Annotated in this window: 28 protein-coding genes and 1 pseudogene; 18 read left to right on the forward strand and 11 right to left on the reverse strand. The window is 71.1% G+C overall.

Annotation, left to right across the window (positions count from 1 at the left end):
• Positions 1-10: 10 nt before the first annotated feature.
• From ACQPZW_RS24755 to ACQPZW_RS24775, 5 genes are read left to right on the forward strand one after another with little or no spacing between them, the layout of a single operon-like run.
• A complete protein-coding gene (locus tag ACQPZW_RS24755; RefSeq protein ID WP_433797338.1) occupies positions 11-547 on the forward strand; it encodes an RNA polymerase sigma factor in 537 nt (178 codons plus the stop codon).
• Complete coding sequence (locus tag ACQPZW_RS24760; RefSeq protein ID WP_433797339.1) at positions 531-1,058, forward strand: hypothetical protein; 528 nt, start codon at positions 531-533, stop codon at positions 1,056-1,058. Before ACQPZW_RS24755 ends, ACQPZW_RS24760 begins: the two co-directional genes overlap by 17 nt.
• Positions 1,055-1,591 (forward strand): hypothetical protein, encoded by a 537-nt coding sequence (locus ACQPZW_RS24765; protein WP_433797341.1) that lies wholly within the window; start codon positions 1,055-1,057, stop codon positions 1,589-1,591. The genes ACQPZW_RS24760 and ACQPZW_RS24765 overlap by 4 nt, the downstream gene beginning before the upstream one ends.
• The gene (locus ACQPZW_RS24770) at positions 1,588-2,475 is read left to right on the forward strand and encodes an ABC transporter ATP-binding protein (protein ID WP_433797342.1); all 888 of its coding nucleotides are present in this window, start codon (positions 1,588-1,590) and stop codon (positions 2,473-2,475) included. The genes ACQPZW_RS24765 and ACQPZW_RS24770 overlap by 4 nt, the downstream gene beginning before the upstream one ends.
• Positions 2,472-3,314, forward strand: a complete 843-nt coding sequence (locus tag ACQPZW_RS24775; RefSeq protein WP_433797343.1) for an ABC transporter permease — start codon at positions 2,472-2,474, stop codon at positions 3,312-3,314. The genes ACQPZW_RS24770 and ACQPZW_RS24775 overlap by 4 nt, the downstream gene beginning before the upstream one ends.
• Here the strand turns inward: ACQPZW_RS24775 and ACQPZW_RS24780 are convergent.
• On the reverse strand, positions 3,276-3,713 hold the full coding sequence (locus ACQPZW_RS24780) for a hypothetical protein (RefSeq protein WP_433797344.1): 438 nt from the start codon (positions 3,711-3,713) through the stop codon (positions 3,276-3,278). The two genes, ACQPZW_RS24775 and ACQPZW_RS24780, sit on opposite strands and share 39 nt — an antisense overlap.
• Entirely contained in the window at positions 3,710-4,237 is a 528-nt protein-coding gene (locus ACQPZW_RS24785; protein ID WP_433797346.1) for an RNA polymerase sigma factor, read from the reverse strand. The genes ACQPZW_RS24780 and ACQPZW_RS24785 overlap by 4 nt, the downstream gene beginning before the upstream one ends.
• Between ACQPZW_RS24785 and lexA the strand changes: the two are divergent.
• Together lexA and ACQPZW_RS24795 are read left to right on the forward strand one after the other, a co-directional pair.
• Positions 4,215-4,939, forward strand: a pseudogene (gene lexA, locus ACQPZW_RS24790) (transcriptional repressor LexA). The gene ACQPZW_RS24785 and the pseudogene lexA overlap by 23 nt on opposite strands.
• A gap of 129 nt (positions 4,940-5,068) precedes the next feature.
• Positions 5,069-5,245, forward strand: a complete 177-nt coding sequence (locus tag ACQPZW_RS24795; RefSeq protein WP_433797347.1) for a hypothetical protein — start codon at positions 5,069-5,071, stop codon at positions 5,243-5,245.
• Between the two features lie 521 nt (positions 5,246-5,766).
• On the opposite strand, the gene ACQPZW_RS24800 is transcribed toward ACQPZW_RS24795, so the two are convergent.
• Positions 5,767-7,137 carry a hypothetical protein gene (locus ACQPZW_RS24800; RefSeq protein ID WP_433797348.1) on the reverse strand — a complete coding sequence of 457 codons (1,371 nt, stop codon included), beginning with the start codon at positions 7,135-7,137 and terminating at the stop codon, positions 5,767-5,769.
• Between the two features lie 131 nt (positions 7,138-7,268).
• Positions 7,269-7,736 carry a hypothetical protein gene (locus ACQPZW_RS24805; RefSeq protein WP_433797349.1) on the reverse strand — a complete coding sequence of 156 codons (468 nt, stop codon included), beginning with the start codon at positions 7,734-7,736 and terminating at the stop codon, positions 7,269-7,271.
• A gap of 112 nt (positions 7,737-7,848) precedes the next feature.
• On the opposite strand from ACQPZW_RS24805, the gene ACQPZW_RS24810 reads away from it, so the two are divergent.
• Both ACQPZW_RS24810 and ACQPZW_RS24815 read left to right on the forward strand, forming a co-directional pair.
• Positions 7,849-8,025 (forward strand): hypothetical protein, encoded by a 177-nt coding sequence (locus tag ACQPZW_RS24810; RefSeq protein WP_433797350.1) that lies wholly within the window; start codon positions 7,849-7,851, stop codon positions 8,023-8,025.
• Between the two features lie 300 nt (positions 8,026-8,325).
• Positions 8,326-9,213, forward strand: coding sequence for a DUF4253 domain-containing protein (locus tag ACQPZW_RS24815; RefSeq protein ID WP_433797351.1), 888 nt, complete (start codon positions 8,326-8,328; stop codon positions 9,211-9,213).
• Between the two features lie 308 nt (positions 9,214-9,521).
• On the opposite strand, the gene ACQPZW_RS24820 is transcribed toward ACQPZW_RS24815, so the two are convergent.
• From ACQPZW_RS24820 to ACQPZW_RS24835, 4 genes are all read right to left on the reverse strand, one after another.
• Complete coding sequence (locus tag ACQPZW_RS24820) at positions 9,522-10,442, reverse strand: hypothetical protein (RefSeq protein WP_433797352.1); 921 nt, start codon at positions 10,440-10,442, stop codon at positions 9,522-9,524.
• A 182-nt stretch (positions 10,443-10,624) separates the two neighbouring features.
• A complete protein-coding gene (locus tag ACQPZW_RS24825; protein ID WP_433797353.1) occupies positions 10,625-11,185 on the reverse strand; it encodes a class I SAM-dependent methyltransferase in 561 nt (186 codons plus the stop codon).
• A complete protein-coding gene (locus tag ACQPZW_RS24830; RefSeq protein WP_433797354.1) occupies positions 11,182-11,466 on the reverse strand; it encodes a putative quinol monooxygenase in 285 nt (94 codons plus the stop codon). The genes ACQPZW_RS24825 and ACQPZW_RS24830 overlap by 4 nt, the downstream gene beginning before the upstream one ends.
• 32 nt (positions 11,467-11,498) lie before the next feature.
• Entirely contained in the window at positions 11,499-12,248 is a 750-nt protein-coding gene (locus ACQPZW_RS24835) for a TetR/AcrR family transcriptional regulator C-terminal domain-containing protein (RefSeq protein ID WP_433797355.1), read from the reverse strand.
• A 79-nt stretch (positions 12,249-12,327) separates the two neighbouring features.
• Between ACQPZW_RS24835 and ACQPZW_RS24840 the strand changes: the two genes are divergently transcribed.
• Positions 12,328-13,236, forward strand: a complete 909-nt coding sequence (locus tag ACQPZW_RS24840) for an ATP-binding cassette domain-containing protein (protein WP_433797356.1) — start codon at positions 12,328-12,330, stop codon at positions 13,234-13,236.
• Entirely contained in the window at positions 13,233-14,012 is a 780-nt protein-coding gene (locus ACQPZW_RS24845; protein ID WP_433797357.1) for an ABC transporter permease, read from the forward strand. Before ACQPZW_RS24840 ends, ACQPZW_RS24845 begins: the two co-directional genes overlap by 4 nt.
• Before the next feature lie 8 nt (positions 14,013-14,020).
• Here the strand turns inward: ACQPZW_RS24845 and ACQPZW_RS24850 are convergent, their stop codons facing one another.
• A complete protein-coding gene (locus ACQPZW_RS24850; protein WP_433797358.1) occupies positions 14,021-15,070 on the reverse strand; it encodes a hypothetical protein in 1,050 nt (349 codons plus the stop codon).
• Between the two features lie 243 nt (positions 15,071-15,313).
• Between ACQPZW_RS24850 and ACQPZW_RS24855 the strand changes: the two genes are divergently transcribed.
• The 3 genes from ACQPZW_RS24855 (at position 15,314) to ACQPZW_RS24865 (ending at position 17,117) form a co-directional block, all read left to right on the forward strand.
• Entirely contained in the window at positions 15,314-15,928 is a 615-nt protein-coding gene (locus ACQPZW_RS24855; protein WP_433797359.1) for a hypothetical protein, read from the forward strand.
• A gap of 87 nt (positions 15,929-16,015) precedes the next feature.
• Positions 16,016-16,366 (forward strand): DoxX family protein, encoded by a 351-nt coding sequence (locus ACQPZW_RS24860; protein WP_433797361.1) that lies wholly within the window; start codon positions 16,016-16,018, stop codon positions 16,364-16,366.
• 22 nt (positions 16,367-16,388) lie between these two features.
• Complete coding sequence (locus ACQPZW_RS24865; protein ID WP_433797362.1) at positions 16,389-17,117, forward strand: HEAT repeat domain-containing protein; 729 nt, start codon at positions 16,389-16,391, stop codon at positions 17,115-17,117.
• A 46-nt stretch (positions 17,118-17,163) separates the two neighbouring features.
• Here ACQPZW_RS24865 and ACQPZW_RS24870 read toward each other — a convergent pair whose 3' ends face one another.
• A complete protein-coding gene (locus ACQPZW_RS24870) occupies positions 17,164-17,547 on the reverse strand; it encodes a VOC family protein (RefSeq protein WP_433797363.1) in 384 nt (127 codons plus the stop codon).
• 117 nt (positions 17,548-17,664) lie between these two features.
• On the opposite strand from ACQPZW_RS24870, the gene ACQPZW_RS24875 reads away from it, so the two are divergent.
• Entirely contained in the window at positions 17,665-18,408 is a 744-nt protein-coding gene (locus ACQPZW_RS24875; RefSeq protein ID WP_433788428.1) for a maleylpyruvate isomerase family mycothiol-dependent enzyme, read from the forward strand.
• 20 nt (positions 18,409-18,428) lie between these two features.
• On the forward strand, positions 18,429-19,070 hold the full coding sequence (locus tag ACQPZW_RS24880; protein WP_433788429.1) for a nuclear transport factor 2 family protein: 642 nt from the start codon (positions 18,429-18,431) through the stop codon (positions 19,068-19,070).
• Between the two features lie 8 nt (positions 19,071-19,078).
• Here the strand turns inward: ACQPZW_RS24880 and ACQPZW_RS24885 are convergent, their stop codons facing one another.
• On the reverse strand, positions 19,079-19,900 hold the full coding sequence (locus ACQPZW_RS24885) for a hypothetical protein (RefSeq protein ID WP_433788430.1): 822 nt from the start codon (positions 19,898-19,900) through the stop codon (positions 19,079-19,081).
• 49 nt (positions 19,901-19,949) lie between these two features.
• Between ACQPZW_RS24885 and ACQPZW_RS24890 the strand changes: the two genes are divergently transcribed.
• Positions 19,950-20,774 (forward strand): SDR family oxidoreductase, encoded by an 825-nt coding sequence (locus ACQPZW_RS24890; protein WP_433788431.1) that lies wholly within the window; start codon positions 19,950-19,952, stop codon positions 20,772-20,774.
• A 164-nt stretch (positions 20,775-20,938) separates the two neighbouring features.
• Entirely contained in the window at positions 20,939-22,108 is a 1,170-nt protein-coding gene (locus ACQPZW_RS24895; RefSeq protein WP_433797617.1) for a molybdopterin molybdotransferase MoeA, read from the forward strand.
• Positions 22,109-22,542: the final 434 nt, after the last annotated feature.

Raw genomic sequence — 22,542 nt, forward strand, 5'->3', positions numbered from 1 at the left:
CTTACCTGGTGTGAAGCAACTGTTGAAGGAGCGGGAGGGCGCCGTGCCGGCCTCCGTGCGATCCGACCTGGAGCACATATTCCGGGCGGCCTATCCGAAAGTGGTCGGGGTGGCGGCCCGGGTCCTCGGGTCGCGGGACGAGGCCGAGGACGTGGCCCAGGAGACGTTCCTGGCCTTCGGCCGAACCGATGTTCCCGCTGGTGAGGCGCTCGGCTGGCTGTGTGTGGCGGCGGCGCACACGGCGCTCAACCACCGACGGTCCGGGCGGCGGCGGGTCTCCCGGGAGGAGGCGGCGTCCGCGTCGGCCGGCGTCGCCCCGGACGTCGCCGAGACCGTCGTGGCACGGGAAGACCATCAGAGGGTACGCACGGCGCTGTCCCGTCTCCCCCGCAAGCAGGCCGTGGCTCTGGTCCTACGGCACAGCGGCTTGAGTTACGCCGAGGTGGCGGCCGCCCTCGATCTCTCTCCGGCCAGCGTGGGCACGACCGTGCGGCGCGCCGAGTCCGCTCTTCGTGAGGAGTTGAACCGTCATGCGTCATCCGAGTGACGGGCTGCTGCGCCGGCTGCTGGACGAGCCGGACGGTGTGGCCGACAGTGATCGTTCGCACGTCGACGGCTGCCCGGTCTGTGGCCCTCGTCTGGCGCGGGTGTCCGGTGACGCGCTGGACGTCGGCGCGGCGCTGAGTCTCGGCGTGGACGTGGACGTGGACGCCGGCTGGGAGCGGCTGCGCGCCGGTCTGGAGACCGCGGCCCCTCAGCCGGTCCGGCAGCGCAGGCGCCCGGTGCGTACCCCGCTGGTGGCCGTCGTCGGGGTGATGGCGCTGCTCGGTGGGGCGTCGGCGGCCGCGGCCGGCAACTGGTTCCCGATCTTCCGGACCGAGCAGGTCGCCCCGATCACGGTGCCGCAGGCCGATCTGGTGCAGCTGCCGGAGCTGGAGGAGTTCGGGGCGATGCGGGTGGAGAGCCGCCCGGCGATCCGGAACGTCGACGACGCGCGGGCGGCCCGGGAGGCGACCGGGCTGGCCAGCCCGCGGATCACCGACCTGCCGATGGGGTGACCGGGCAGCCCCGGTTCCTGGTCGGCGACCGGGTGCTGGGTGTGTTCGAGTTCGACCGGGCGAAGGCGGAGAAGGCGCTGGGCCGGCCGATCCCGCAACCGCCGGCCGGGCTGGAGACGACCGAGTTCCGTCTGACCGCGGGGCCGGGCCTGGCCGCGGTGTGGCCGGGCAACAGCGGAGCGCCGGCGCTCATGATCGGCCGGGTGGTGGCCCCGAAGGCGTTCTCCAACGGTATCCCGTTCGAGACGGCCCGCGACTATCTGCTGTCCCTTCCGGGCCTGCCGGAGTCGGTGTCGAGCCAGCTCAAGGCGTTCGCCAAGGAGGGCGGCACACTGCCGCTGATCGTGAACCAGGCCAGCGAGACCAGCTTCACCACGAAGGTCGGCAAGGCCCCGGCCACGGTCCTGACCACGGAGGGCGGCGCGGTGTCGGCGGTGCTGTGGGTGCAGGACGGCTTCGTCAACGCGGTCGGTGGCTCGCTCAGCACCGACGAGGTGCTGCGGGTGGCCCGCGAGACCCGGTGGGCGCAGTGACCGAATCCCCCGCCGTGTGGGCTTCCCACCTGCGGAAACGCTACAAGCGCAGGACCGCGGTCGACGGTGTCTCGTTCACCGTCGGCCGCGGGGAGGTGCTGGGCCTGCTCGGTCCGAACGGGGCCGGCAAGACCAGCGTGATCAAGATGATGCTGGGGCTGGTCCGGCCGGACGCCGGCGAGGTGATGCTGCTCGGGCGCCCGCACACCGACCCGCGGTCACGGGAACGTGTCGGTTATCTGCCGGAGCTGTTCCGCTATCAGCCGTGGCTCAACGCCGACGAGGTGCTGCGTCTGCACGTACGGCTGGCCGGGGTGAGCATCGGTGACCGGGACCGGCGGGAGACCCTGGCGCTCGTCGGCCTCGCCGACCGGGCAGCCGATCGAGTCGGGGGTTTCTCCAAGGGCATGCAGCAGCGCCTCGGTCTCGCGGTGGCGCTGGTCGCGCGGCCCGACCTGGTGGTGCTGGACGAGCCGACGAGCGCGCTGGACCCGCTGGGCCGGGCCGACGTGCGCGATCTGCTGCTGTCGCTGAAGGACCGCGGTGTGGCCGTGCTACTGAACTCGCATCTGATCGGGGAGGTGGAACGGGTCTGCGACCGGGCGCTGATCCTGGACCACGGCCGGGTCGCCGCCTCGGGCACGCTCGCCGAGCTGCTGGGCCGTCGTTCGCTGCGGCTGACGCTGACCGACGTGACCGCCGAGGCCGCGGCCGTGCTGGAGCCGTTCACCCGGGACGGCGAGGTCTACACCGTGGCGATGCCGGAGGACGTCCCGGCGCTGATCGCCGGACTGGTCGGACGCGGGGTACGGGTGCACGCCGTCGAGCCGGCGCGGATGAGTCTCGAGGAACGGTTGCTGGAAGTGCTGCGGGAGAAGTCATGAGGATCGTGCTGACCGTCGCCGCGCTCACGCTGCAGGAGGCGTCGCGCCGCCGGGTGCTGCGCTCTCTGGGTGTGCTGACCACGATCCTGCTGGCCCTGAGCGCCTGGGGCTTCTCCGAGATCGCCGCCGACTACGGGGGCCTGACCAGCGGGGAGGCCAAGATCGCGGGTTCGACCGTGCTGAATCTGGTGATGTTCGGGTTCAGCCTGATCGCCGCACTCGGAACCGCGTTCCTGGCCGGGCCGACCCTGTCCGGTGAGGTCGAGTCGGGGGTGGCGCTGTCCATGATGACCCGCCCGATCCGGCGGGTGCAGGTGCTGGCCGGCAAGTGGCTGGGTCTGGTCGCGTTCGGCACCGGGTTCGTGACGGTCGCCGGCGTCGCCCAGTTCCTGATCGTGCACACCACGGTCGGCTACTGGCCGCCGCACCCGGTGACCGGGCTGGCGCTGCTGGCCGCGCAGACGGCCGCGCTGCTCACGCTGGGCCTGCTGTTCTCGACGGCGATCTCCCCGATGGCGTCCGGGATCGTCGCGGTCGGGCTGTTCGGGGCGACGTGGATCGCCGGGGTGGTCGGGTCGGTCGGTGACGCCCTCGGCAACCCGAGCGTCGCCATGGTCGGCACGGTGTCGCGGATGCTGCTGCCGACCGACGGTCTCTGGCGTGGCGCGATGAACTCCTTCCAGGATCCGGCCCTGCTGGCCCAGATCGGCTCCGGTGTGGAGGAGTCCCCGTTCCTGAGCATGCACCCGCTGACCGGGACGTACCTGCTGTGGGCCGCCGTCTGGACCGCTCTGGTGCTGTCACTGGCCGCCCTCTCCTTCCAGCGCCGCGACCTGTGACCGCAGCCGATCACGGTAGGCCCGGGCCCGGGCCAGCACGATGGTCGCCGCTGCGATCGTCAGCAGTCCGGGCCCGGCCGCCCATGGGCCGGCGATCATGGCGGTGACCAGGGTGCTCGCGGTGGTGAACACGACCGCGAGCCGTCCCGCGATCACCCGGTCGGCGGCGAACAGCGGGCGGCGCCAGGCCGTCCAGGCGGCGAGCGCGGCCCAGGTGAGTCCGACGAGGATCAACCCCGCAAACGCCCCGGCGGTACGGGTGGGCAGCCGGCCCGGTTCGGTCGCCCACAGTGTCGCGATCAGCGCGGCGCCGGTGAACCCGGCGATCCCGGCTGCCAGCAGTCCCCGCGACACCGGGCGGATCAGCTGCTCGGGGCGGTACCCCGGTTCCTCGCTCACGTCGTGTACCCCTTCTCGATCATCTGGTCGCGTAGTAGCCGCCGGGCCCGGTTGAGCCGCGACTTCACCGTGCCGGGCGGGACATCGAGCACCTGGGCGCAGTCGTCGAGGGTCAGGTCATGCAGGTAGAACAGGACCAGCACCTCCCGTTCCCGCGGCGGCAGCGCGGCGAGCCCTTCGGTGACCTGGGCCCGGTCGAGGACGCCGGTGGCCTCGTCGGCGGTGACGGGTTCCGGGCCGGGTTCGATGTCGTACCCCCGGCGTAGGTTGGCCTGGACCGAGCGGCGAGCGATGGTGAGCAGCCACGGCGCGAAGCGTTCGGGCTGCCGCAGTCCCGGCAGCCCTCGCAGCGCGCGGGCCCACGCCTCCTGGCTGACGTCGTCGGCCCGCACCCGGTCACCGAGCATGGCCCGCACGTAGCGCCACACCGGGAGGTGCCAGTGCCCGACCAGTTCGCCGAGGGCCTGCCGATCCCCGAGTTGCGCCCGCACCACGAGCAGCGTGTCCCGCTCCGCATCCGTCACACCTCAACAGTGCGCGGCGCGGCGATTTGGGTTCACGTTCGTCACGGGGCAAGATCCTCAGGTGCTACCCGAGGAAGAGTTCGACACGTCAGTCCTGCCCGAGCGCCTGCGCCGCATTCTGACGGTGATCCGGGACGCGGCCGTCAAGTACGGTTACGCCCCGTCGTCCCGCGAGATAGCCGACGCTCTGGGCCTGTCGTCGTCCTCGGTGAGCCGCCATCTGCGTACCCTGGAGGATCTTGGTTTCCTCCGCCGCGGCCGGACCGTCTCCCGCCCGGTGGACATCCGGATGTTCCTGGAGCCGGCCGAGCCCACCCGGGCACCCGCCGACATCGTGGGGTCCCGCTCGTCGGCACGATCGCCGCGGGCACCCCGATCCTGGCCGACGAGCACGCCGAGGAACTGCTCAACCTGCCCCGCGACCTGGTCGGCCGGGGCACCCTGTTCAGTCTTCGGGTGCAGGGCGACTCGATGATCGACGCGGCGATCTGCGACGGTGACATCGTCGTGGTCCGCCAGCAGCAGGAGGCCTGGACCGGCGACATCGTGGCCGCCATGATCGACGAGGAGGCGACGGTGAAGGTCTTCCAGCGCCGGGGCGGTCACGTCTTCCTGGAGCCGCGAAATCCCGCTTACGAGCCGATCCCCGGTGACGAGGCCGTGATCCTGGGCAAGGTGGTCTCCGTGCTGCGCCGGGTCTGACCGCCGGCCGCTGATTCCACAGTGGTCACTGTACGTAATGCTCCGGCTCGGTGACGGCCTGCACTGTGGTGCTCGACGTCACCTGAACTGGGATTTCCTGAATCCTCTCGATGTCATAACCTACGCAGCGTGATCTTCTTCGACGACTCGGACACTGCCACGGTCCAGCACTCGCCGGCCCTGCCCGCCCGCATCGACGCCCGGACCATCGCCGGCCGGCTCGCCGCCGGAGCCGGCGCCGCGGCGCTGATGCTCGTTGCCGTCGCCGCGGCGGTCGTGGTGACCGTGGCCGTGGCCCTTCCCTGACCGACCGCCCCTACAGTGGACTACCCGCGACGCGGTTTGATCAAGCGCCGTACGAGGTCAGGCGGCTTGATCAGGATCCGTCGCGGTCGGTCCGACTGCCGGCGTTGCTGCACTTCACTGCGGTACAGCAACGCGGGCGCCAGGCTGGCCGGCACCGCCGGTTGCGGTCACCGACCAGCAGGTACTGCGCCATGCCGTACCCCGGCAGCACCCGGACCACCGTATTCAGTGGCAAGCCGCGAAGCGGCACGGCATCGAGCTCCACTGACGGCAGTCGGCGGCCACGCGGTCGCCTACTTGATGACACCGACAATGCCGGTAACGGTCCCGACCAGGCCGCTGACAGTAGCCAACTTGGCCGAAGCGCCTGTCCGGATGCCCCTAGTCTTCTGCCGCCACCGGTGTCCGAGTGGCCATCAACGTGCCGCCGCCGAAGTACGCGGTCGTCGTCGCCTGGCACCGCCATCCCCAGCTCACCGCTGAGTTCGACACCTCACGACCTACCGTCGTGCGCGCCCTGGTCAATGGTTCCTCCGGACCGCTTGCCACCCCGCGCCGAACAGCGCAAGCATCCGGTACAGCGCGTATGCCGCCCACAAGGTGGCCAGCGGCACGCTGATCAGGATGACCGCGCCGCCCAGGTAACGGGTGGTCTCCAGCATCCAGCCGCCGGCCAGCCATACGGAGCCCACGACGACGGCCCAGGCCAGGATGCGGCCGGCCTTGGTCAGCGAGATCCACAGGCGGGCGTTCTCGGCGTCGCCAGGCTCCGTCGGGTCGCTGACCTGCGACTGCACGGTGAGGCTGTCAAGGTCCCGCGCGGCGGCCCGGTCGGCCTCATGTGGTGAATCGCGCATCACGGCGGACAAGGCGCGCAGGTCGTCGTGGCCGCGAAGCCGTCCTGTCCGCGGATCACCGAGCAGCACCACGGCGTGCGGGAATCCGAGCAGCCACGCCTTGCCGTAGCCCCGTTTCGCCCCCGGCGGCAGTACGACGGCTTTGCCGCCGTGCATGTCGTCGCGGTGGGTCCGGTCGCCGATCACTCGCACCAGGTCCGTGCCGGAGATCGCGAACTCGGCGTCGACGAGGTCTGTGGCATGGCTGAACAGCGTGACGAACTGGGCGTACGCGGCGACGACCGCCAGCAGACCCAGTACCGCGACCGCGGCGCCGAACAACTCGTGCAACCGGGCCGCGAATCCGGTGAGCAGCAGCGTGGGGACGACGGCGAACAGGTACCAGCCGACGAACAGTAGGAAGCGCCGCCGGTTCAGCCAGCGGTGCACCCGCACGCCCTCCGCGCCAGGCGGGAAGGAAGGGAGAGCTTCCCCGCCGTTCAGCTGTTCCGAGGCGTCCTCGCTCAGCAGCCCCAGGCTGAGGCGGTAGACCCGTACTTCCAGGCGATCGCCTGCCAGACTCGCGAGTTCGCGGACAAACTGCTTTTCCTCGATCTTCGGGTCCTCCAGGTCGAACAGCCGCAGCGCCGGGCGGCCGTCCACGGTCGCCCGCAGGTCGTTGGGAGCGTGGACACTGACGCCCGGTTCTGGCACCAGGTAGAGCGCCGGAACCATCCGGCGACCTCGCCCCTCGATCGTTCGGTTCTCGATCACCACCGCCGAGATCTCGGCCCATCGGAGGTCATGCCGGAACCGGCCGATCCGCACCGTCCAGCCGTCCCGATCGACACCGACCTGAAATCGCTGCAACGCGTACCAGAGAAAGCTGCCCGCCATGAGTAGGGCGAACAGGGTCATCGCGCCGATGAAGAGCCGCCCGGACACCGAATCGCCGGCGCGGAACTGCAGGCTCACCAGAAAGCCGGCAAGACCCGTCATCGATGCCGCGAAAACCGCCGGGAGCACGCGGGAGCCTACTGGACGACGCAGTTTCACCCACTCATCATGATTCAGGCGGCCAACTTCACCGCGGCTCCGTACGTTCACTCTTCTATCGCCGAGCGCTCGTGGTGGCCAGGCGGCGAGCCGACACGCACGCTGGTGCCGAGATCAGTGCGGCCCTCGCATCACGCGGGGGCGCTACTGATGAAGGCCTCCGGCCGGCACAGCACGGTGATTCGATACGACAGGCCGACGTTGGACCAGATCCGGCCCCGCAGCGTGAGACAGATGCCGACCCGGTCGTCGTGTTCCGGGTGCTCGAAGAAATCCGCACGTGGGTCCGCGACGGCGCCGACCAGCCCTTGTGAGCCCTGCGTGGTGCCCGGCACCTGAAGCAGGCCGACAGTGATCTGGATCTCGGCATCGTCGAGCTCGTGGACGGTGTACCAGTGGGTGTCAGGCAGAAACAACTGCGAGTCGACAACACGCCGCTGGTAGTTCGGTCCCATCATCCCGGATGCCGGATCAGGGACGTCACCGATCCAGGCCGTCCCCGCGAAGTCGGTGCGCAGCCGCCGCGCGTCGGAACGGAACTCCGTCACGAGCGTGTCGAGACGAGGCTGGGCGACGAGGTGCACGGATGCGTCGGTCATGATCGCACTCTAAACCGGGCCGGTGACACCTCACGTGGCCACGGTCACCCCTCCGGATCGGGCACACCGCGGCCCGCCGACTCAAGCACCGCACCACCTCCGTCGGGATCCGATGCCGGGGATACGCCCGCAGATGCTGCGCCACCCGTTCATCACGGCCACGCTCCGCGACGTCCAGATCGCCGCCCACGCCGGCCCACGCACTACCCTCCGCTACGACCGCGCCCGTACGAACCTGGACCGACACCCCAACTACATCCTCGCCGCCTTCATGGCTTCCGGAACGTAGCCATGATCAACGTGCGGGCGCGCCGAGAACGGAAGACGAGTTCAAGGCCACCGCCGTGCCGGAGAAGGACCGTGTCGGCCTGGACGAGGAACCGCCGTTCGACTTCTGGGAGTACTTCGAGTTAAACCTGAACCGGGTCTACGGCTTGACGTGAGCACGACGCGAGTCACTCACGGATCGGCTTCGGACGGCCGGGCCAGTGGTCGACATCCCGTCGCGCCGAGTTGAGCGCGTTCACCGAGCCGCCGAAGTATTCACCCCTTCCCCATGAGAGAGCCTGATCTGCGGACAATCACGGGTTTGTCTTCGCCTGCCCGGCTTGGCAAAGATGATCGAATTGTGCTGGGACGATCGGAAATCGCTGACGCCATGAGGGGTACAGCGCTCGCGGGTTTGCCTGTCCATGAATGGGTTGAGGGCACGCTGATTGTGTCGGGGGTCGACGCGGACGACAATGCGGACCTGCTCAAGGCCTGGCGGGCGGCGTACGCACTGCTCCCGAGGACCGGTCGATGGCCCGTGTTGGTCGCCGACGAGGATGTGAACTACGAGTTGGAGCCGAGTCCCTTCGATGCGCGAGTGGAAGCAGAACTGGTCGCCCTCGATCAGGCGGCTCGCACGGTGGACCCGTGGCCGTTCTTCCAAGAAGGTGACGATGGGCCTCCGGAGGTCGAGCTTTCCTTCTATACGGGTGGCCTTCATGGCGTCGACGTCACCGCTGATGTCCTACCGACGGTGTCGCAGAACGCCGGCACTCAGCAGATACTGCGAGCGGCCTACGATCACGTCCTCGCTGATCCCCGCCTGACCGCCAAGGTGCTGGAAGGCGCACGTCATCTGGTCAACACCGAATACTGGTACCAGCCGAACGCTGCCTCGCTCCTGTTGGCACCGACCCCATCACCCTGGCTCGCGGTGGCTCCGCTCGGGTTCTACGGCGCGCTCGGTCACGATGCGGAATTGGCTGCCGTGCTGCGGCAGTGGCACGAGCGGTGGGATGTCCGGCCGGTTGCTTTCTGGGGCACGATGATGCAGTTCGAGGTACACCGAAAGCCGTTACCCGGCGACGACGCATGGACTGCAGCACGGCAAGTGCTCGCGCTATCGCCCAACATCGACGTTCTCCAGTGGGAGCTGGCCGTCGCTGTCGCCGCCGGTGACACCTGGTTCGTACACCACCGGCCCTGAGACACGATCTGTCTAGACGATAGGCAACCAATCGCTACGGGAAATGCCGAGTTGAGGACGTCTGGCGGATCGCGCCTTCACGGTGAGGCGTAATCTGATCGGTCGGTATCGAAGCGAGGATGATATGGGCTACGCGTTCCACAGAACTCGAGCCTCGAACTGGTCGAAAGGGAATAATTCCCCATCTACCAAGAAGAATCGCTTCAGGTACGAATCGAGGTAGCGCCGCGCCGCTGTCGAACTTCCTCACATGGCGAGTCGCGCGTTACGGACGGTCATGGAGGCTTCGCCAGTGATGGCTTCTCGAATCAGTTGAGCCGGGGATGGTCCGGGCCGCCCAGCTCGGCGGAGATGGTGTCGACCAGCGTGCGATAGTCGGCGCTGTTCTGCGGCGCATCGCCGGTCTCGGCGGCGACCTCATCCTCGAGGTAGGCGGATCCAGTCAGCTGGACGAGTAGGTCGGTCCAGCGAACGCCGGACAGCGCCATCCTCGCCCGCGTCCGGCCGATGTCGGTCCCGGCGCGGAGCAGGCGTTGTTGGCGGCCGGAGAGGTGGACGGCATAGGTACGGTCCGGACGCAGGCCGAGTTCTGTCAGCGCCTCGAGACTGACGTCGCCGAGCCCGCTGTAGTCGACGGCGTCCGCGGACACGGTGAACTCGCACCACGGTGACCAGGCCCGCTCATCCTCGTTCGAGCTCCGAAGCAAGGTGGTCTCGTCTGTTCTGGCGTACTCGGCTCGGGCCCGCCAGCGGTAGCTGCTACCCGGCGTCAGCTCACCCGGGCCGAACTCGAGGGCACCGCTGCTGCCGGAGTCGACCGCTTCGCCGTCGCCGAGCGCCTGGTGCTCATAGATGATGATCCCCGTGCGGAGATTCGTCGCCGAGACGCTGGTCAGCGCCGTGTCGACGACAGGCCGGCCAGGCCCGGTGACGCACCTGCCCACCGGGACCGGAGCCGGTGGGGTGGGGACGGCCGGCACCCACAGGGTGGTGTCTACCAGGCTGCCGTCTGGCCTCGAGCAGGCTACTGCGACCGCCGTGTCGTCGGCATCGCGGTAGCGGTCGATGATCTGTTGTGCCTTGCGCAGGCAGTCGGCGTACAGGGCTGGTCCGTCGCTCGGGATGTCGGGCGTAGGCGTCGACCCAGCCGACCCGGCGGTAGCGAGTACCAGCCCGAGCACCGTGGCCCCTGCCACCGCGCGCCGTATAGCCTGCCCCCTGCCGATCACCTGGACATCATCGGCTCCTCGGCGCCGAGATCAAGGTCCGCGCGATGAGCCAGTGAGCGAAGGCGCCGGCGCAGCGCTCCAGCAGTCATCAGGTCGCGCAACGCTCCTGCGGGCAATGTGGCGGACGCCATCGTCGCGGTCGCCTGCCAGGGCGAACTAGCGGCTTCAGGGGGCGAGGAGCATCAAATGGCCGTGCGGGTGGCCTTGAGCAGGAAACCCGGCAGCGGACCGTCGACCGAGACCACCTCGGCGGGCTCGACCGTGACCCCGGTCCACGTGGGTGCGGCGAACGCGGCCCGCAACTGCTCCTCGGTGAGGCCCCAGCCGTGCGCGCCGGCCGCGGAGATCGCCAGGACGGTCAGGCTGCCGCCGGGCGCGGCCAGCTGGGGCAGCAGATCCAGGTAGTCTTGGGCTTCGCCGTACCGGTGCAGGCTGTGCAGCAGTCCCGAGTCGACGATCGCGTCGAACCGGCCGAGCCGCGCCGAACGGGCGTCCCCGACCCGGAAGTCGACGGTCAGGCCCTCGGCAGCGGCCTTGGCCCGGGCCTGTCCGATGGCGACGGCCGAGATGTCGACACCGGTCACCTGGTGGCCGCGCCGGGCGAGCTCGAGCGACACCTCGCCGCTGCCGCATCCGAGGTCGAGCACCCGTGGCCCGGTGATCTCCAGGTCCAGGCCGGGTTGCGGCCGGCCGATCTCCCACGGGGCGGTGCCGTTTCGGTAGACGTCGTCGTAGCCGGTCACGGCGCCTCGACCCCGCTGATCCGGTACTTGCGCACGTCGGCGGAGTTGATGGCGGGCAGTTCCGGCTGCGGGCCGGGGCTGTCGCGGAAGGCGTGCAGGTGCTCGTCGGACTCCCAGCGCTCGAAGACTGTGATCCGCTCGGCGTCGAGCGGGTCGGGTGCCTGCACGAAGTCGAGGCATCCGCCGGCCTGCCGGGCCAGGCGGGTGACGTCGGCGACCCCGGCCAGGTAGCGGTCACGCTCGGACGCGTCGACGCGCAACTCACCGGCGATGATGATCATTTTGTCCTCCCGTGTCGGCTCTGTCCCGGCAGTCAATCACGCAGTAATGCCTGCACGCCGTCCAGGAGCCGGTCCAGACCGAAGCGGAACGAGCGGTCCGGGTCGCTGACCGCGTTGTACTCCTCGCCGGCGGCCGAGCCGACCCGCCCGGCCAGCGGATACGCGCCCGGTGGCATGACCTTCTCCAGGATGGGCGCGTTCGCCTCCCACCACTGCACGTCGGAGATCCCGGAGTCCTCCACGGTGTGCCGGGCCAGGACCGACGTGCGGGCGGCGCCGGCCGTGAAGTGGCCGATCATGGTGATGATCTGGTCCATGTCCAGGTCACTGAACCCGGCTCCGTCGATGGCGGCGAGCTGCCATTCGTACCGGTCGCAGACGTTGGGCCCGATCCACGGCCGGCTGCTCTCCACCTGCAGCAGCCAGGGATGGCGGTGGTACTCGTCCCACTGGTGCCGGGCGACGCCCTCCAGACGGGCACGCCAGTCGCCCCGATGCGGGGGGTGCGGCAGTTCGCCGATGACCTCGTCGAGCATCAGCCCGATCAGCTCGGAGCGCCCCGGCACGTACGTGTAGATCGACATCAGTTTGAGCCCGAGCCGGTCGGCGACCTTGCGCATGGAGAAGGCCGGCAGCCCGTCGGCGTCGGCGACGGCGATCCCGGCCTGGATGACCTCGTCCACGCTGACCCGCTGTTTCGGCCCGCGCGTTCCCTGCGGGCTGCCGAGGGTGCGCCGCCAGAGCAGCGTCATCGTCCGCGCGAGGTCTTCCGGTTTCTCCATGTGCCAAATCTACCCCGTGCGGTGTACGGTGTTGCCCGCGACAATTTTCCGTAAGGCATACGGAGTTTAAGGAGCGCTCGTGCAAACCCTGATCGCCGAGGGACTACGCAAGCGATACGGCGACCTGTCCGCTCTGGACGGGTTCGACCTGCACGTGCCGGCCGGTGTCATCCACGGCCTGCTGGGCCCGAACGGCGCCGGCAAGACCACGGCGGTGAAGGCCCTGGCCACCCTGATCGACGTCGACGAGGGCACGGCCAGCGTCGCCGGGTTCGACGTGCGCACCCAGGCCGCCCGGGTGCGCCGCAGCATCGGCCTCGTCGGGCAGAACGCAGCCGTCGACGAAGTGCTCAGCGGCCGGCAGAATCTCGTGATGTTCGGCCGGCTCTACGGCCTGAGCAGGGTTGACGCCGAGACCCGCGCCGGGGAGCTGCTCGGCGCCTTCGGGCTGGCCGAGGCCGCGGACCGGGCGGTGAAGACCTACTCCGGCGGCATGCGGCGGCGCCTCGACATCGCGGCGGGGCTGATCCTGACCCCGGCCGTGCTGTTCCTGGACGAGCCGACCACCGGCCTCGACCCGCGCGGGCGCAACGAGGTGTGGACCACCGTCCGCGAGGTCGCGGCCCGCGGCACCACGGTCCTGCTGACCACGCAGTACCTGGACGAGGCCGACCAGCTGGCGTCCGAGATCACGGTCGTCGACCACGGCCGGGTGATCGCCCAGGGCACACCGGAGAAGCTGAAACGCCAGGTCGGCGGCGACCGGGTGACGATCACCGTGCGGGGCGACCTCGACGAGGCGGCACGACGGCTCGGCGGCGACGTCGACCAGGATGAGCGGTCGATCACCGTGGAGGTCACGTCCGGGCTGATCGACGTGGTCCGCGCCCTCGACGACCTGGGCATCGCCGTCGAGGACCTGCAGCTGCGCCGGCCCACCCTCGACGAGGCGTTCCTGGCGCTGACCGACAAGGAGGCGACCCGATGACGACCCTGCGTGCGGGATGGATCCTCACCCGGCGGGAGCTGGCCCACTGGAAGCGTGAGCCGTGGGGCCCGATCTTCGGCCTGGTCTTCTCGATCATGCTGCTGCTGGTGTTCGGGTTCCTGTTCGGCGGGGCGATCACCGTGCCCGGCGGCGGTGACTACATCGCCTTCCTGCTGCCCGGCATGATGGCGCTGAGCATGATGTTCGGCGTGGAGACGACGGCCACGAAGATGGCGGCCGACGCCGGGAAGGGCATCACCGACCGGTTCCGGTCCATGCCGATCGGCAGCGCGTCACCGGCGCTCGGGCGGGTCGGCGCGGACATGACGAACTCTGCGGCCGAGCTCGCGGTGCTCCTGGTGGGCGGCGTGGCGATCGGGTGGCGGGTCACGTCGGATCCCGGGTCGGCGGCTCTGGCCGTACTCCTGCTGCTGCTCTTGAGGTTCTCGATGTTGTGGATCGGGATCTTCGTGGGCCTGACGTTCCGTGGGGGCGGCGCGACGGCGGCCGTGCAGGTGCTGGTGTGGCCGATCGGGTTCCTGTCGACGGCGATCGTGTCGGCCGAGACGATGCCGGTGTGGCTGGGCGCGATCGCCGCGTGGAACCCGCTGTCGGCGACCGCGACGGCGGCGCGCGAGCTGTTCGGCAACCCGACCGGGATGACCGGCGGCGTGCTGGCCGAGCACGCCGTGTGGCTGGCGCTGGGCTGGCCGGTGCTGATCGCCGCGATCTTCATCCCGTTGTCGGCACGCGCGTACCGGAGGCTACGAGACTAGCCGTCGTCTCACGCCGCGCTTGACCCGCGCGAACACCCCGGGGGTCGCTGCAGTTGCTGCTGCAGCGACTCCGCGTGGGTGATCATCCCGACGATGGTCTGGATCGCGGCGTCCAGGATCTGCCTGTCGTCGAGGGCGTCCGGGCTCGTCGACTCGCTCATCCGGCCCGGGCGCAGCTCGCCGAGGTCGCCGACGATGTGGCACGGGTAGTCCTGCAGTTCCTTGATCTGCTGGTCGGCGAGCTCGGCGACCCACTCGGCGCGGTCCAGGCCGACCCCGAAACGCATGTCGTTGTCGCGCTGCTGCAGCACCGCGCGCAGCAGATGGTGGTGCACGACCCGCTGGTAGGGCATCCGGTGCGGGTAGAGGTCGCCGAGCGCGCTGTTGACCCGTCGCAGCACCTCGATCTCCGGCGCGCCCAGCGACGGGTTGGACTCGGGCGCGGCGAGCTCACAGACCCCGTCCGGGACACCGAGGACCCCGGCGAACCTCGTCCACAGCAGATCGTGCGGCGAGCCCGGCTGGGGGACGGTGATGACGTGCCGCTGCGCGGGCGGAACCAGATCGCCCCAGCGCTGGAGCATCCGGTTCGCCGTGTAGTGATCCCAGAACCCGTCGAACCTCCCCTCCTCCACGGCGGCGAGGAAGTCCTCGAAACTCCAGGTGCCGCGGGCCCGGATGCTCTGCTGCCACATCGACGGGAAGGTGCGCCACAGGTCGCGGGCGGCGACGACGATGTGCACCTCGGCCGGAGCCAGGCTCTCGATCGCCCGCCTCGCCTGCCCCTCGGTCGCCGCGCCGAAGCCCTCGCTGGTCAGCACGACGTCACCGGGCCAGCGCCCGAACCGCTCCAGCAGCCGCTCCCACGTCCAGTACAGCTCCGGGTCGCGCCACGGCACCTGACGCAGGTCGGTCATCGCCTGATCGTGGGCGCTGAACGTGGCCGGGACCAGGATGCCCACCCGTTCCAGCCGGTCGGCGTTGCCGAAGAGCACGTTCTGCACGTAGGTGCTCCCGGTCTTCGGAGCACCGATGTGCATGAATACACGCTTCGGCATGCTTCGTCCCACCTTCTGTTCAGTGTCCATTCATGATCAACAGGCCGGGTGAAAGGTTGGTGACACGTTCCCGTATCAAGTGTTTAGAACTGCGAAACCTTTGCCTTTGTACGGGCCACACCTCCGCAGAGGCAACGACCTCGTCCCGGACTACGACGCGACGTCCCCGACCGGTTCAGCCCGCAGCGCCGCTGCGGGCGGGGCTGAGACGACGGTGCAAGATTTTTGACAGGGACCACGCGCATGATGCCCTCGCAAACCGGCGAGAAGCGGGGGCTGACCAGCATGGACACGGGCGGGACCAGGGCGATCCCGGCGAAGGTGGCGGCACTCGCCGCCGCGCATGATCTCGGCGAGCCGGTCGGGCACCGCGACAACGGTGACCCGGCACGGGCGGCGCTCGTCGCACTGCTGCTGAGCGTGGCCTCGTTCGCGGTGTCGTTCGCCCTCTTCCACGCCGCCGGCGCCTGGTTCCGGCCGCTGCTGCCGGCCGCGATCCTGGCGCTGGCAGCCGCGATCGGCAGCCTGGGCTGGGCGATGCTGTTCCCGTTCCGGGGCGGCCGGCCGGTCTGGGCCTACGAGCACGGGCTCGTGCACCTGCGCAAAGGCCGGCCCCGTGCCACCCTGTGGCGCGACATGGAACGCCTGGAGCTGCACGTCGTCCGGGACGGCACCCTGACGGCCGGAACGACGTCGGCGTACCTGCTCAAGCCGAGCGGCCAGCCCCCCATGCGGGTCCGGACACAGATCAGCGAACAAGCCGACGGCACCCGGCACGACCCGTTCGGCACGTTGCTGACCCGCCTGGTCGCCGACGCGGGCCGCCCGGTGGTGCAGACCCTGATCGGCCGCAGGTAGCCCTCGGTCCCGGTACGGCGTTCTGCCGGTGGCCGTCACAATCCGAACGCCCGGCCCGTCCTTGTACCGACCATCAAGGAGGGCCCGTTGTCCACGGCTTACACCATCGTCACCCTGGTGACCGCGTTCTTCACCGGCAGCGCCGCTGTCTTCTACCTGATCGGCCACGAATACCCGAAGGCCCAGGCGGACATGAAACGGATCCCCCGCAGATTCGTGCCGGTCCTCGGGTCGCTGCTGGCGGCCGGCACGATAGGACTGCTGGCCGGTTTCGCCGTACCCCTGCTCGGGACCCTGGCCGCTGCCGGCCTCTTCCTGTATTTCACCGGCGCCCTCGTCGCCCATCTGCGGGTCGGCTCCCGCAACCTGGTCGGATGGGCGATCTTCTACGTCACCGTGATCACCGACCTGGCGATAAACGTGCTGCATCACCACTGACCGCGGCCTACGCTGCCCGGTGATGCCGAACCTCGTGCACATCACCCCGCACCGCCACGCGGCCCGTCTGCTACGTGGCGGTGTCGCCGCACGCAGCCGCGGATGGGACGGTGGCCGCGGCGTCTACACGATGGCGGTGCTGCCCGACTTCACGCTCACCCACCAGTGGGTGCGGGAGCTGCGCCGCTGGCAGCCGGGCGTCCTGGTCGCCGTCGACCTGCGCGTCCCCGACGACGAGCCGGTCACCGTCGGCCGCTACGGCCGCGAGCCGCTCCGGCTCACCGCAGCGAGGGCCGCCGGCCATCTGCGGGAGCTGGCCGATCCGCGCGGCTACGAGATCTTCGTCCCGCGATCGATCACACCCGCGGAGGTACGCCGGGTCCGCGCTCTACCGCAGGGCGTGGGCTGGCGGCACGTTCCCGGCGCACACGGCCCGCGCCCCTGCACCTGCCCGGGTTGCCTGCAGCCCGGCACGCCGGGTTCCGCCAGGCTCCGCCGTCGTTTCCCCTACGACGACCCGCCGATGACGAAACCACAGCTCATGGCCGAGCTCCGCGCGGCCGTCACGTCCGAGCAGATCATCGACGCGCTGCTGGCTCTCTCCGGCCCCCGCCGCGGCGGCGCCGAGGAACTCGCCCACCTAGCCGATCACCCCGACCCGGAGGTCCGCAGCACCCTCGCCGACCTGCTGCTCCACTACCGCGGCCGGGCCGCCCGCGACCTCCGGGCCCGCCTCGCCGCTGCGCCGTAGCCGATGCCCTCCGCACCCACGCGGGCGCCCGATCGACGGCTCACGCTCACGCGCTGACGCAGAAGCGGTTGCCCTCCGGGTCGGCGAGCACCACGAACGGCAGCTCGTCCGGATGCCGCTCCCCCGCCGCCGGGTAGAACGGCCAGTCCACGCGGGTCGCGCCGAGAGTGAGCAGCCGTTCCACCTCGGCCTCCAGACCGGCGTCGCCGGCGGCGAGGTCGATGTGGACGCGGGGGAACTCCTCGGCGGGGCTCTCGCTGTCGTCCATCGCGATCGGCGCGCCCGGCTGTCCCGGCGGCGGGTCGAGGACGATCCAATCGTCGCCGTCCCAGCGGGTTGGCCGCCGGATCCAGCCGAGCGCCGCCGCCCAGAAGGCGCCCGCGCGCTCGCAGTCGTGCACACCGAGGGAGAGTTGGGCGAAGACGGCCATCCGCCGATCCTAGGCCGGGCCGTGGGCGCCGTCCGCGAGCACGTTCTCCTATGCTGCGACGGTGGCCCACACGCCACCCGTACCGGCCCTGCACCGACTCTCCGCAAGGGATCAGCCGTGGCGCACACCGACGTGTTCGACGATCTGGAAGCCGAGCAGCAGCAGCTGGAGACGGTTCTGGCCGCGCTCACACGGGACGACTGGGCGACACCGTCGGCGGCGGCCGGCTGGACGGTCGCCGATGTCCTGCTGCACCTGGCGCAGACCGAGGAGGCGGTGACCGCGACCGTCGGCGAGCACGGCGACCCGGTCCGCTGGCACGAGCTCGGCGCCACCGTGGACGAGGCGATGGCGGCTCTCGTCGAGACCGAGCGCGGCGACGGCCCGCAGATCCTCGACCGGTGGCGGGCGGCCCGGCGCGATGCGGTCGCTGCGCTGCGGTCCGCCGACCCCCACCAGGCCGTACGGTGGGTCGCCACCCCGTTGAAGCCGCGCACACTGGCCACCACCCGGCTGGCCGAGCACTGGGCGCACGCCCTCGACATCACCGTCCCGCTCGGCCTCGACTATCCCGACACGGCCCGCCTGCGGCACGTCGCCTGGCTCGGGCTGAGCACCCTGCCGTACGCGTTCCGCCTGGCCGGCCTGCCACCGGCGCCGGTGCGTGCCGAGCTGACCGCACCGGACGGCGCCTCCTGGCAGCTCGGCGACCCGGCCGCGGAGAACGTCGTCACCGGTCCGGCCGGCGACTTCTGCCGTGTCGGAGCCCAGCGTCTCGCTCCCGCCGACACGAGACTGCGGACCACCGGCCCGCAGGCGGCGACGGCCCTGCGGCTGCTGCGCAACTACGCCGTCAGCTGACCGCGTCTAAGATCGGCCGGATGACGACGGCGCGGTGGGCCCGGGACTGGGCGGCGACGTGGCGGACCGGCTGGCCGGCCCAGGGCGTGGAGGCGCTCGCGGCGCTGCACGCCCCGCACGGCGACCACCGGGCCGGGATCGGGCGGCACTTCCGGGGCCGCGACGGGCTCCGCGCGTACCTCGAAGAGTGTTTCGCCGAGGAGACCCGGCCGGCCGAGGTGTGGTTCGCGGAGCCGGTCGTCACCGGATCGACCGCGAGCGTCGAGTATTGGGCGATCACCTGGCCGGGCGGGGCGCCGCTGACCATCGCCGGGTGCACGATTCTGCTGTTCGGGCCGGACGGCCTGGTCGTCGAGGCCCGCGACTACTCACACGCCGAGGCGGGTGAGATCCGCCCGCACAGCGGGATGTTCCTGCCCGAACACCTGCGTTCCGCCCTCGAGGACCTGCGCCGGGCGTACCCTGACGGGCTGCCGCAGGCCGACTACCTGCCGCTGCTGGCCGCCGTCGAGGACGATCTCAGCGACCGCAACCGGGCCGCGGTGGTCGCCGCGCTGATCGGCGGCGATCCGCTGCGGGTGGCCAACGACGCCGCGGGAGACCGGCCGGCACCGGCCGAGGTGGACCGGGTGCGAGACCTCCTGCGGCGCGCCACCGGGTAGGGCGCCGGTCAGCGCAGAGCGAGCAGGGCCGCGCCGGCGAACACCAGGACCGCGCCGACGGCGGCCGAGCGGGCGAACGTCCGGTCGATCAGCCAGGACAGCGGGATGACGAACAGGACGCCGGTCTCGCGGAGGGCGGCGATCGCCGGGACCTGGGCCGGTTCCACCATGGCCAGCGCCGCCATCAGCAGCCCGCCGGACACGACCATCCCGGCGCCAGTCGCGACCGTGCCCGGCCGCAGCGCCGGACGCAGCTCGGCGCGGGCGGTGACCAGGGCGATCGCCAGGGTTCCGACGGTCAGCGGCGCCGTCGACAGCCACAGGTAGGTCGCCGGATCGGCGTGCCGCAGACCGTACCCGGCGACGAACGGGTAGGCGGCCGCCGAGACCGCCACCGGGAAGGCCGCGGCGAGGACCCGCCCGTTCACCGCGCCGGTGGCGGTCGTCGCGATGCCGGTGCTGATCAGCGCGACCGCGAGGAACGCCGACCACGGCACCGGGGCGCCGCCGGCGGTCGTGGCCGCCAGCACCAGGACCGGCCCGAGACCACGGGCGACCGGATACACCGTGTGGGCGGGCACGCGGGTGTAGGCGCGGCGCAACACCACCAGGTAGTAGACCTGGCAAGCGGCGCTGACCAGCAGATACGGCCACGCCTCGGCCTCGACGCGCCAGCGGGCCAGCGCCACCGGCGCCCACACCACCAGGCCGGCCGCGTTGGTCACGGCCAGCGCCGCGACGCCCCGCGACTGCCGGGCGAACAGGACGTTCCACAGGGCGTGGACGAACGCCGACGCCAGGACCAGCACCAGCGCACCGACGGGAACCATGCGACCTCACCGGCGGGAAGAGAACGGGCGGACGGGTTAGCGTGGGGCGATGAGCCTCGACAGCACGATTCTGGTGCTCGGCGGGACCGGCACGGTGGGCAGCCGGGTCGTCGCGCGCCTGCGGGACGCCGGGCGGGACGTCCGGGCGGTGTCACGTCATACCTCGCCACGGTTCGATTGGGCGGATCCCGGCACGTGGGAGGGGGTGCTCGCCGGCGTACCCGTCATGTTCGTGCTCCTGCCCGATCAGACCGCGATGCCGGAGGCGTTCCTTCCGGCGGCGCTGCGCGCCGGGGTGCGGCGGGTGGTGCTGCACTCCGACCGGGGCCTGGAGGTGATGGGTCTCGATCACCTGCGAAAGGCCGAGCAGGACGTACGCGACTCCGGCGCCGAATGGACCATCGTGCGCCCCGACTGGTTCCACCAGGACTTCGAGACGTTCTTCCGGCAGCCCGTGGTCGACGGGCGGCTGTGCGTGCCGGTCGGTGACGCCGCGCAGGGCTTCATCGACGCCGACGACATCGCCGCGGTCGAGGTGGCCGCCCTGACCGGCGACGATCTGCTCGGAGAGCTGGTGGAGGTGACCGGCCCGCGGGCGCTGTCGTTCGGTGCGGCGGTCGCCGAGATCGGCGCCGCCACCGGCCGGGAGATCACCTTCGACGGCACCCCCGGCGCCTACCGCGAGACGATGCGCGCCGACGGCCTGCCGGACGAGGTGATCGAGGCGTTGATCAGCGGTTTCGGCCGTCTCGCCGCCCGTGGGGACACGAAACCCACCGGCGTGGTCGAGCAGATCCTGAAGCGTCCCGGCCGCGACTTCACCGACTACGTCGCCGACGCGGCCGCCCGTGACGTCTGGAGCCGGGCCCGGTAGGACGTAAGCCCCCCTGTCCGGTGAGACCGGTGAACCGGCAGGATCGAGGCGTCCCCATCGATCGGTCACAACGGGAGTGGACTGTGGGTGAGGTTCCGGCCGCACGCCGGCATCAGGGCGGGCACGTCACGGACACACCGGGCGGGTCTACTCGGGCGGTGCACATGTCGTGGCCGGAGGCCTACGCCACCGCGCGGGACACCGCCAAGCCCCTGGCCTCCGAGCTGACGCCGGTGGTCGAGGCCACCGGCCGGGTGCTCGCCGCGGCGGTGCGGTGCGAGCGGCCGGTCCCGGCGTTCGACAACGCGGCCATGGACGGGTATGCGATCGCCGGTGACGGCCCGTGGACGGTGCGGGGGCGGGTGCTGGCCGGGCACGCCGTCGACGGCGAACGGCTCCTGCCGGGCACGGCCGTGGAGATCGCGACCGGGGCGCTGCTGCCGGCCGGAGCCGAGGCGGTCCTGCCGTACGAGGACTGCCGCATCGAGAACAACCTGGTCACCGAGCTCCGCGACCCGCCCGGCGTTCGGCCGGCCGAGGCTCGGACGGCCCCCCGGCGGAGACGGCACATCCGCCGGGCCGGCGACGCCCTCTCCCCCGGCACCCTCATCGCGCCCGCCGGGCGGATCGTCACCGCGACCGTGGCGGCGGCCGCGCTGCAGGCCGGAGCCGAGCAGGTGCTCGCCCACCGGCAGCCGACGGTCACGATGCTGGTCACCGGCGACGAGGTGATCACCGAGGGGACACCCGGACCCGGCCGGGTGCGCGACATCTTCACCGGGCTGGTCACCGCGATCACCGCCCGAGCCGGTGGCCGTATGGAAACGTCCCGCCGGCTGCCGGACGATCCGGGCACGCTCGGCGAGGCGCTCGCCGGGGCCTGCTCCGACGTGATCGTGGTCAGTGGATCGTCGTCGGCCGGAGCGGCGGATCACCTGCACCGGCTGCTGACCGAGGCGAACGCGACGTGGCTGGTCCGCGGCGTGGCCTGCCGGCCCGGACATCCGCAAGCACTGGCGGCGCTGCCCGACGGGCGTTTCGTGGCCAGTCTGCCCGGTAACCCGTACGCCGGCCTGGTCGCCGCCCTGACCCTGCTGGAACCGTTGGTGGCCGCGCTCGCCGGCCGCCCTCCCACCGCCCTGCCCGTGGCGACGGTGACCGGCCCCGCGAAGCTGATGCCCGGCGGTGTCCGCATCGTCCCGGTCGGCCCGGGCGGTGATCTCGCCGCCGCCGGATCGGTCGGGCTGCACGCCGCCGCGGTCGCCGGGACGCTGGCCGTCCTACCCGACGCCTGGACCGACGGCGACCCGGCCGTCATCCTGACCGTCCCCTGAAAACCGGGTGTGCCGTGGCCGGCGGGTTGCCTATGATCGGCGGCAGCGGTGGGCGGCTCCTGCGGGGCTTCCTTCTCACACTTCCAGGTTCTAGCTCCGCGTCTCTCCGCCCGCCGCTTCCTTTCCGCCGCCCGCCGGGCCGGCGTCACCTCGCCCTCCACCCGGCAGGTCCGGTGGGCTTGCTCCTCGCCCTTCGCCCGGCTCATCCCGTGGGTGGCTCTCGCTCTCCGCCCCGCTCAACCGCCAGGCGGCCCTCACCTTCCGCGGCCCCGCTCCCGCCGCCCTGCTCCCGCGGATGGCCCTCGCCCTCCAACCCGCTCAACCGCCAGGCGGCCCTTCGCCCGTCAAGCGACCCAACCGGCAGGCGTCTCTTCGGGAGGCGTGTGGCTCCACCGCGGTCCGTGCCGCCTGCTCCGCGTCACCCGGTTGCCGGT

The organism is Actinoplanes sp. CA-252034 (genome assembly GCF_050956125.1).
Taxonomy (GTDB): Bacteria; Actinomycetota; Actinomycetes; order Mycobacteriales; family Micromonosporaceae; genus Actinoplanes.

Excerpts from the sequence above, each read along its gene's own strand:
- ACQPZW_RS24865 (WP_433797362.1), top strand. The coding sequence starts at position 16,389 with ATGCCGAACCTCGTGCACATCACCCCGCACCGCCACGCGGCCCGTCTG.
- ACQPZW_RS24850 (WP_433797358.1), bottom strand. The coding sequence starts at position 15,070 with ATGCCGAAGCGTGTATTCATGCACATCGGTGCTCCGAAGACCGGGAGC.
- ACQPZW_RS24845 (WP_433797357.1), top strand. The coding sequence starts at position 13,233 with ATGACGACCCTGCGTGCGGGATGGATCCTCACCCGGCGGGAGCTGGCC.
- ACQPZW_RS24880 (WP_433788429.1), top strand. The coding sequence starts at position 18,429 with ATGACGACGGCGCGGTGGGCCCGGGACTGGGCGGCGACGTGGCGGACC.
- ACQPZW_RS24760 (WP_433797339.1), top strand. The coding sequence starts at position 531 with ATGCGTCATCCGAGTGACGGGCTGCTGCGCCGGCTGCTGGACGAGCCG.
- ACQPZW_RS24895 (WP_433797617.1), top strand. The coding sequence starts at position 20,939 with ATGTCGTGGCCGGAGGCCTACGCCACCGCGCGGGACACCGCCAAGCCC.
- ACQPZW_RS24885 (WP_433788430.1), bottom strand. The coding sequence starts at position 19,900 with ATGGTTCCCGTCGGTGCGCTGGTGCTGGTCCTGGCGTCGGCGTTCGTC.
- ACQPZW_RS24805 (WP_433797349.1), bottom strand. The coding sequence starts at position 7,736 with ATGACCGACGCATCCGTGCACCTCGTCGCCCAGCCTCGTCTCGACACG.
- ACQPZW_RS24835 (WP_433797355.1), bottom strand. The coding sequence starts at position 12,248 with ATGGAGAAACCGGAAGACCTCGCGCGGACGATGACGCTGCTCTGGCGG.
- ACQPZW_RS24870 (WP_433797363.1), bottom strand. The coding sequence starts at position 17,547 with ATGGCCGTCTTCGCCCAACTCTCCCTCGGTGTGCACGACTGCGAGCGC.
- ACQPZW_RS24775 (WP_433797343.1), top strand. The coding sequence starts at position 2,472 with ATGAGGATCGTGCTGACCGTCGCCGCGCTCACGCTGCAGGAGGCGTCG.
- ACQPZW_RS24830 (WP_433797354.1), bottom strand. The coding sequence starts at position 11,466 with ATGATCATCATCGCCGGTGAGTTGCGCGTCGACGCGTCCGAGCGTGAC.
- ACQPZW_RS24810 (WP_433797350.1), top strand. The coding sequence starts at position 7,849 with ATGCCGGGGATACGCCCGCAGATGCTGCGCCACCCGTTCATCACGGCC.
- ACQPZW_RS24890 (WP_433788431.1), top strand. The coding sequence starts at position 19,950 with ATGAGCCTCGACAGCACGATTCTGGTGCTCGGCGGGACCGGCACGGTG.
- ACQPZW_RS24855 (WP_433797359.1), top strand. The coding sequence starts at position 15,314 with ATGATGCCCTCGCAAACCGGCGAGAAGCGGGGGCTGACCAGCATGGAC.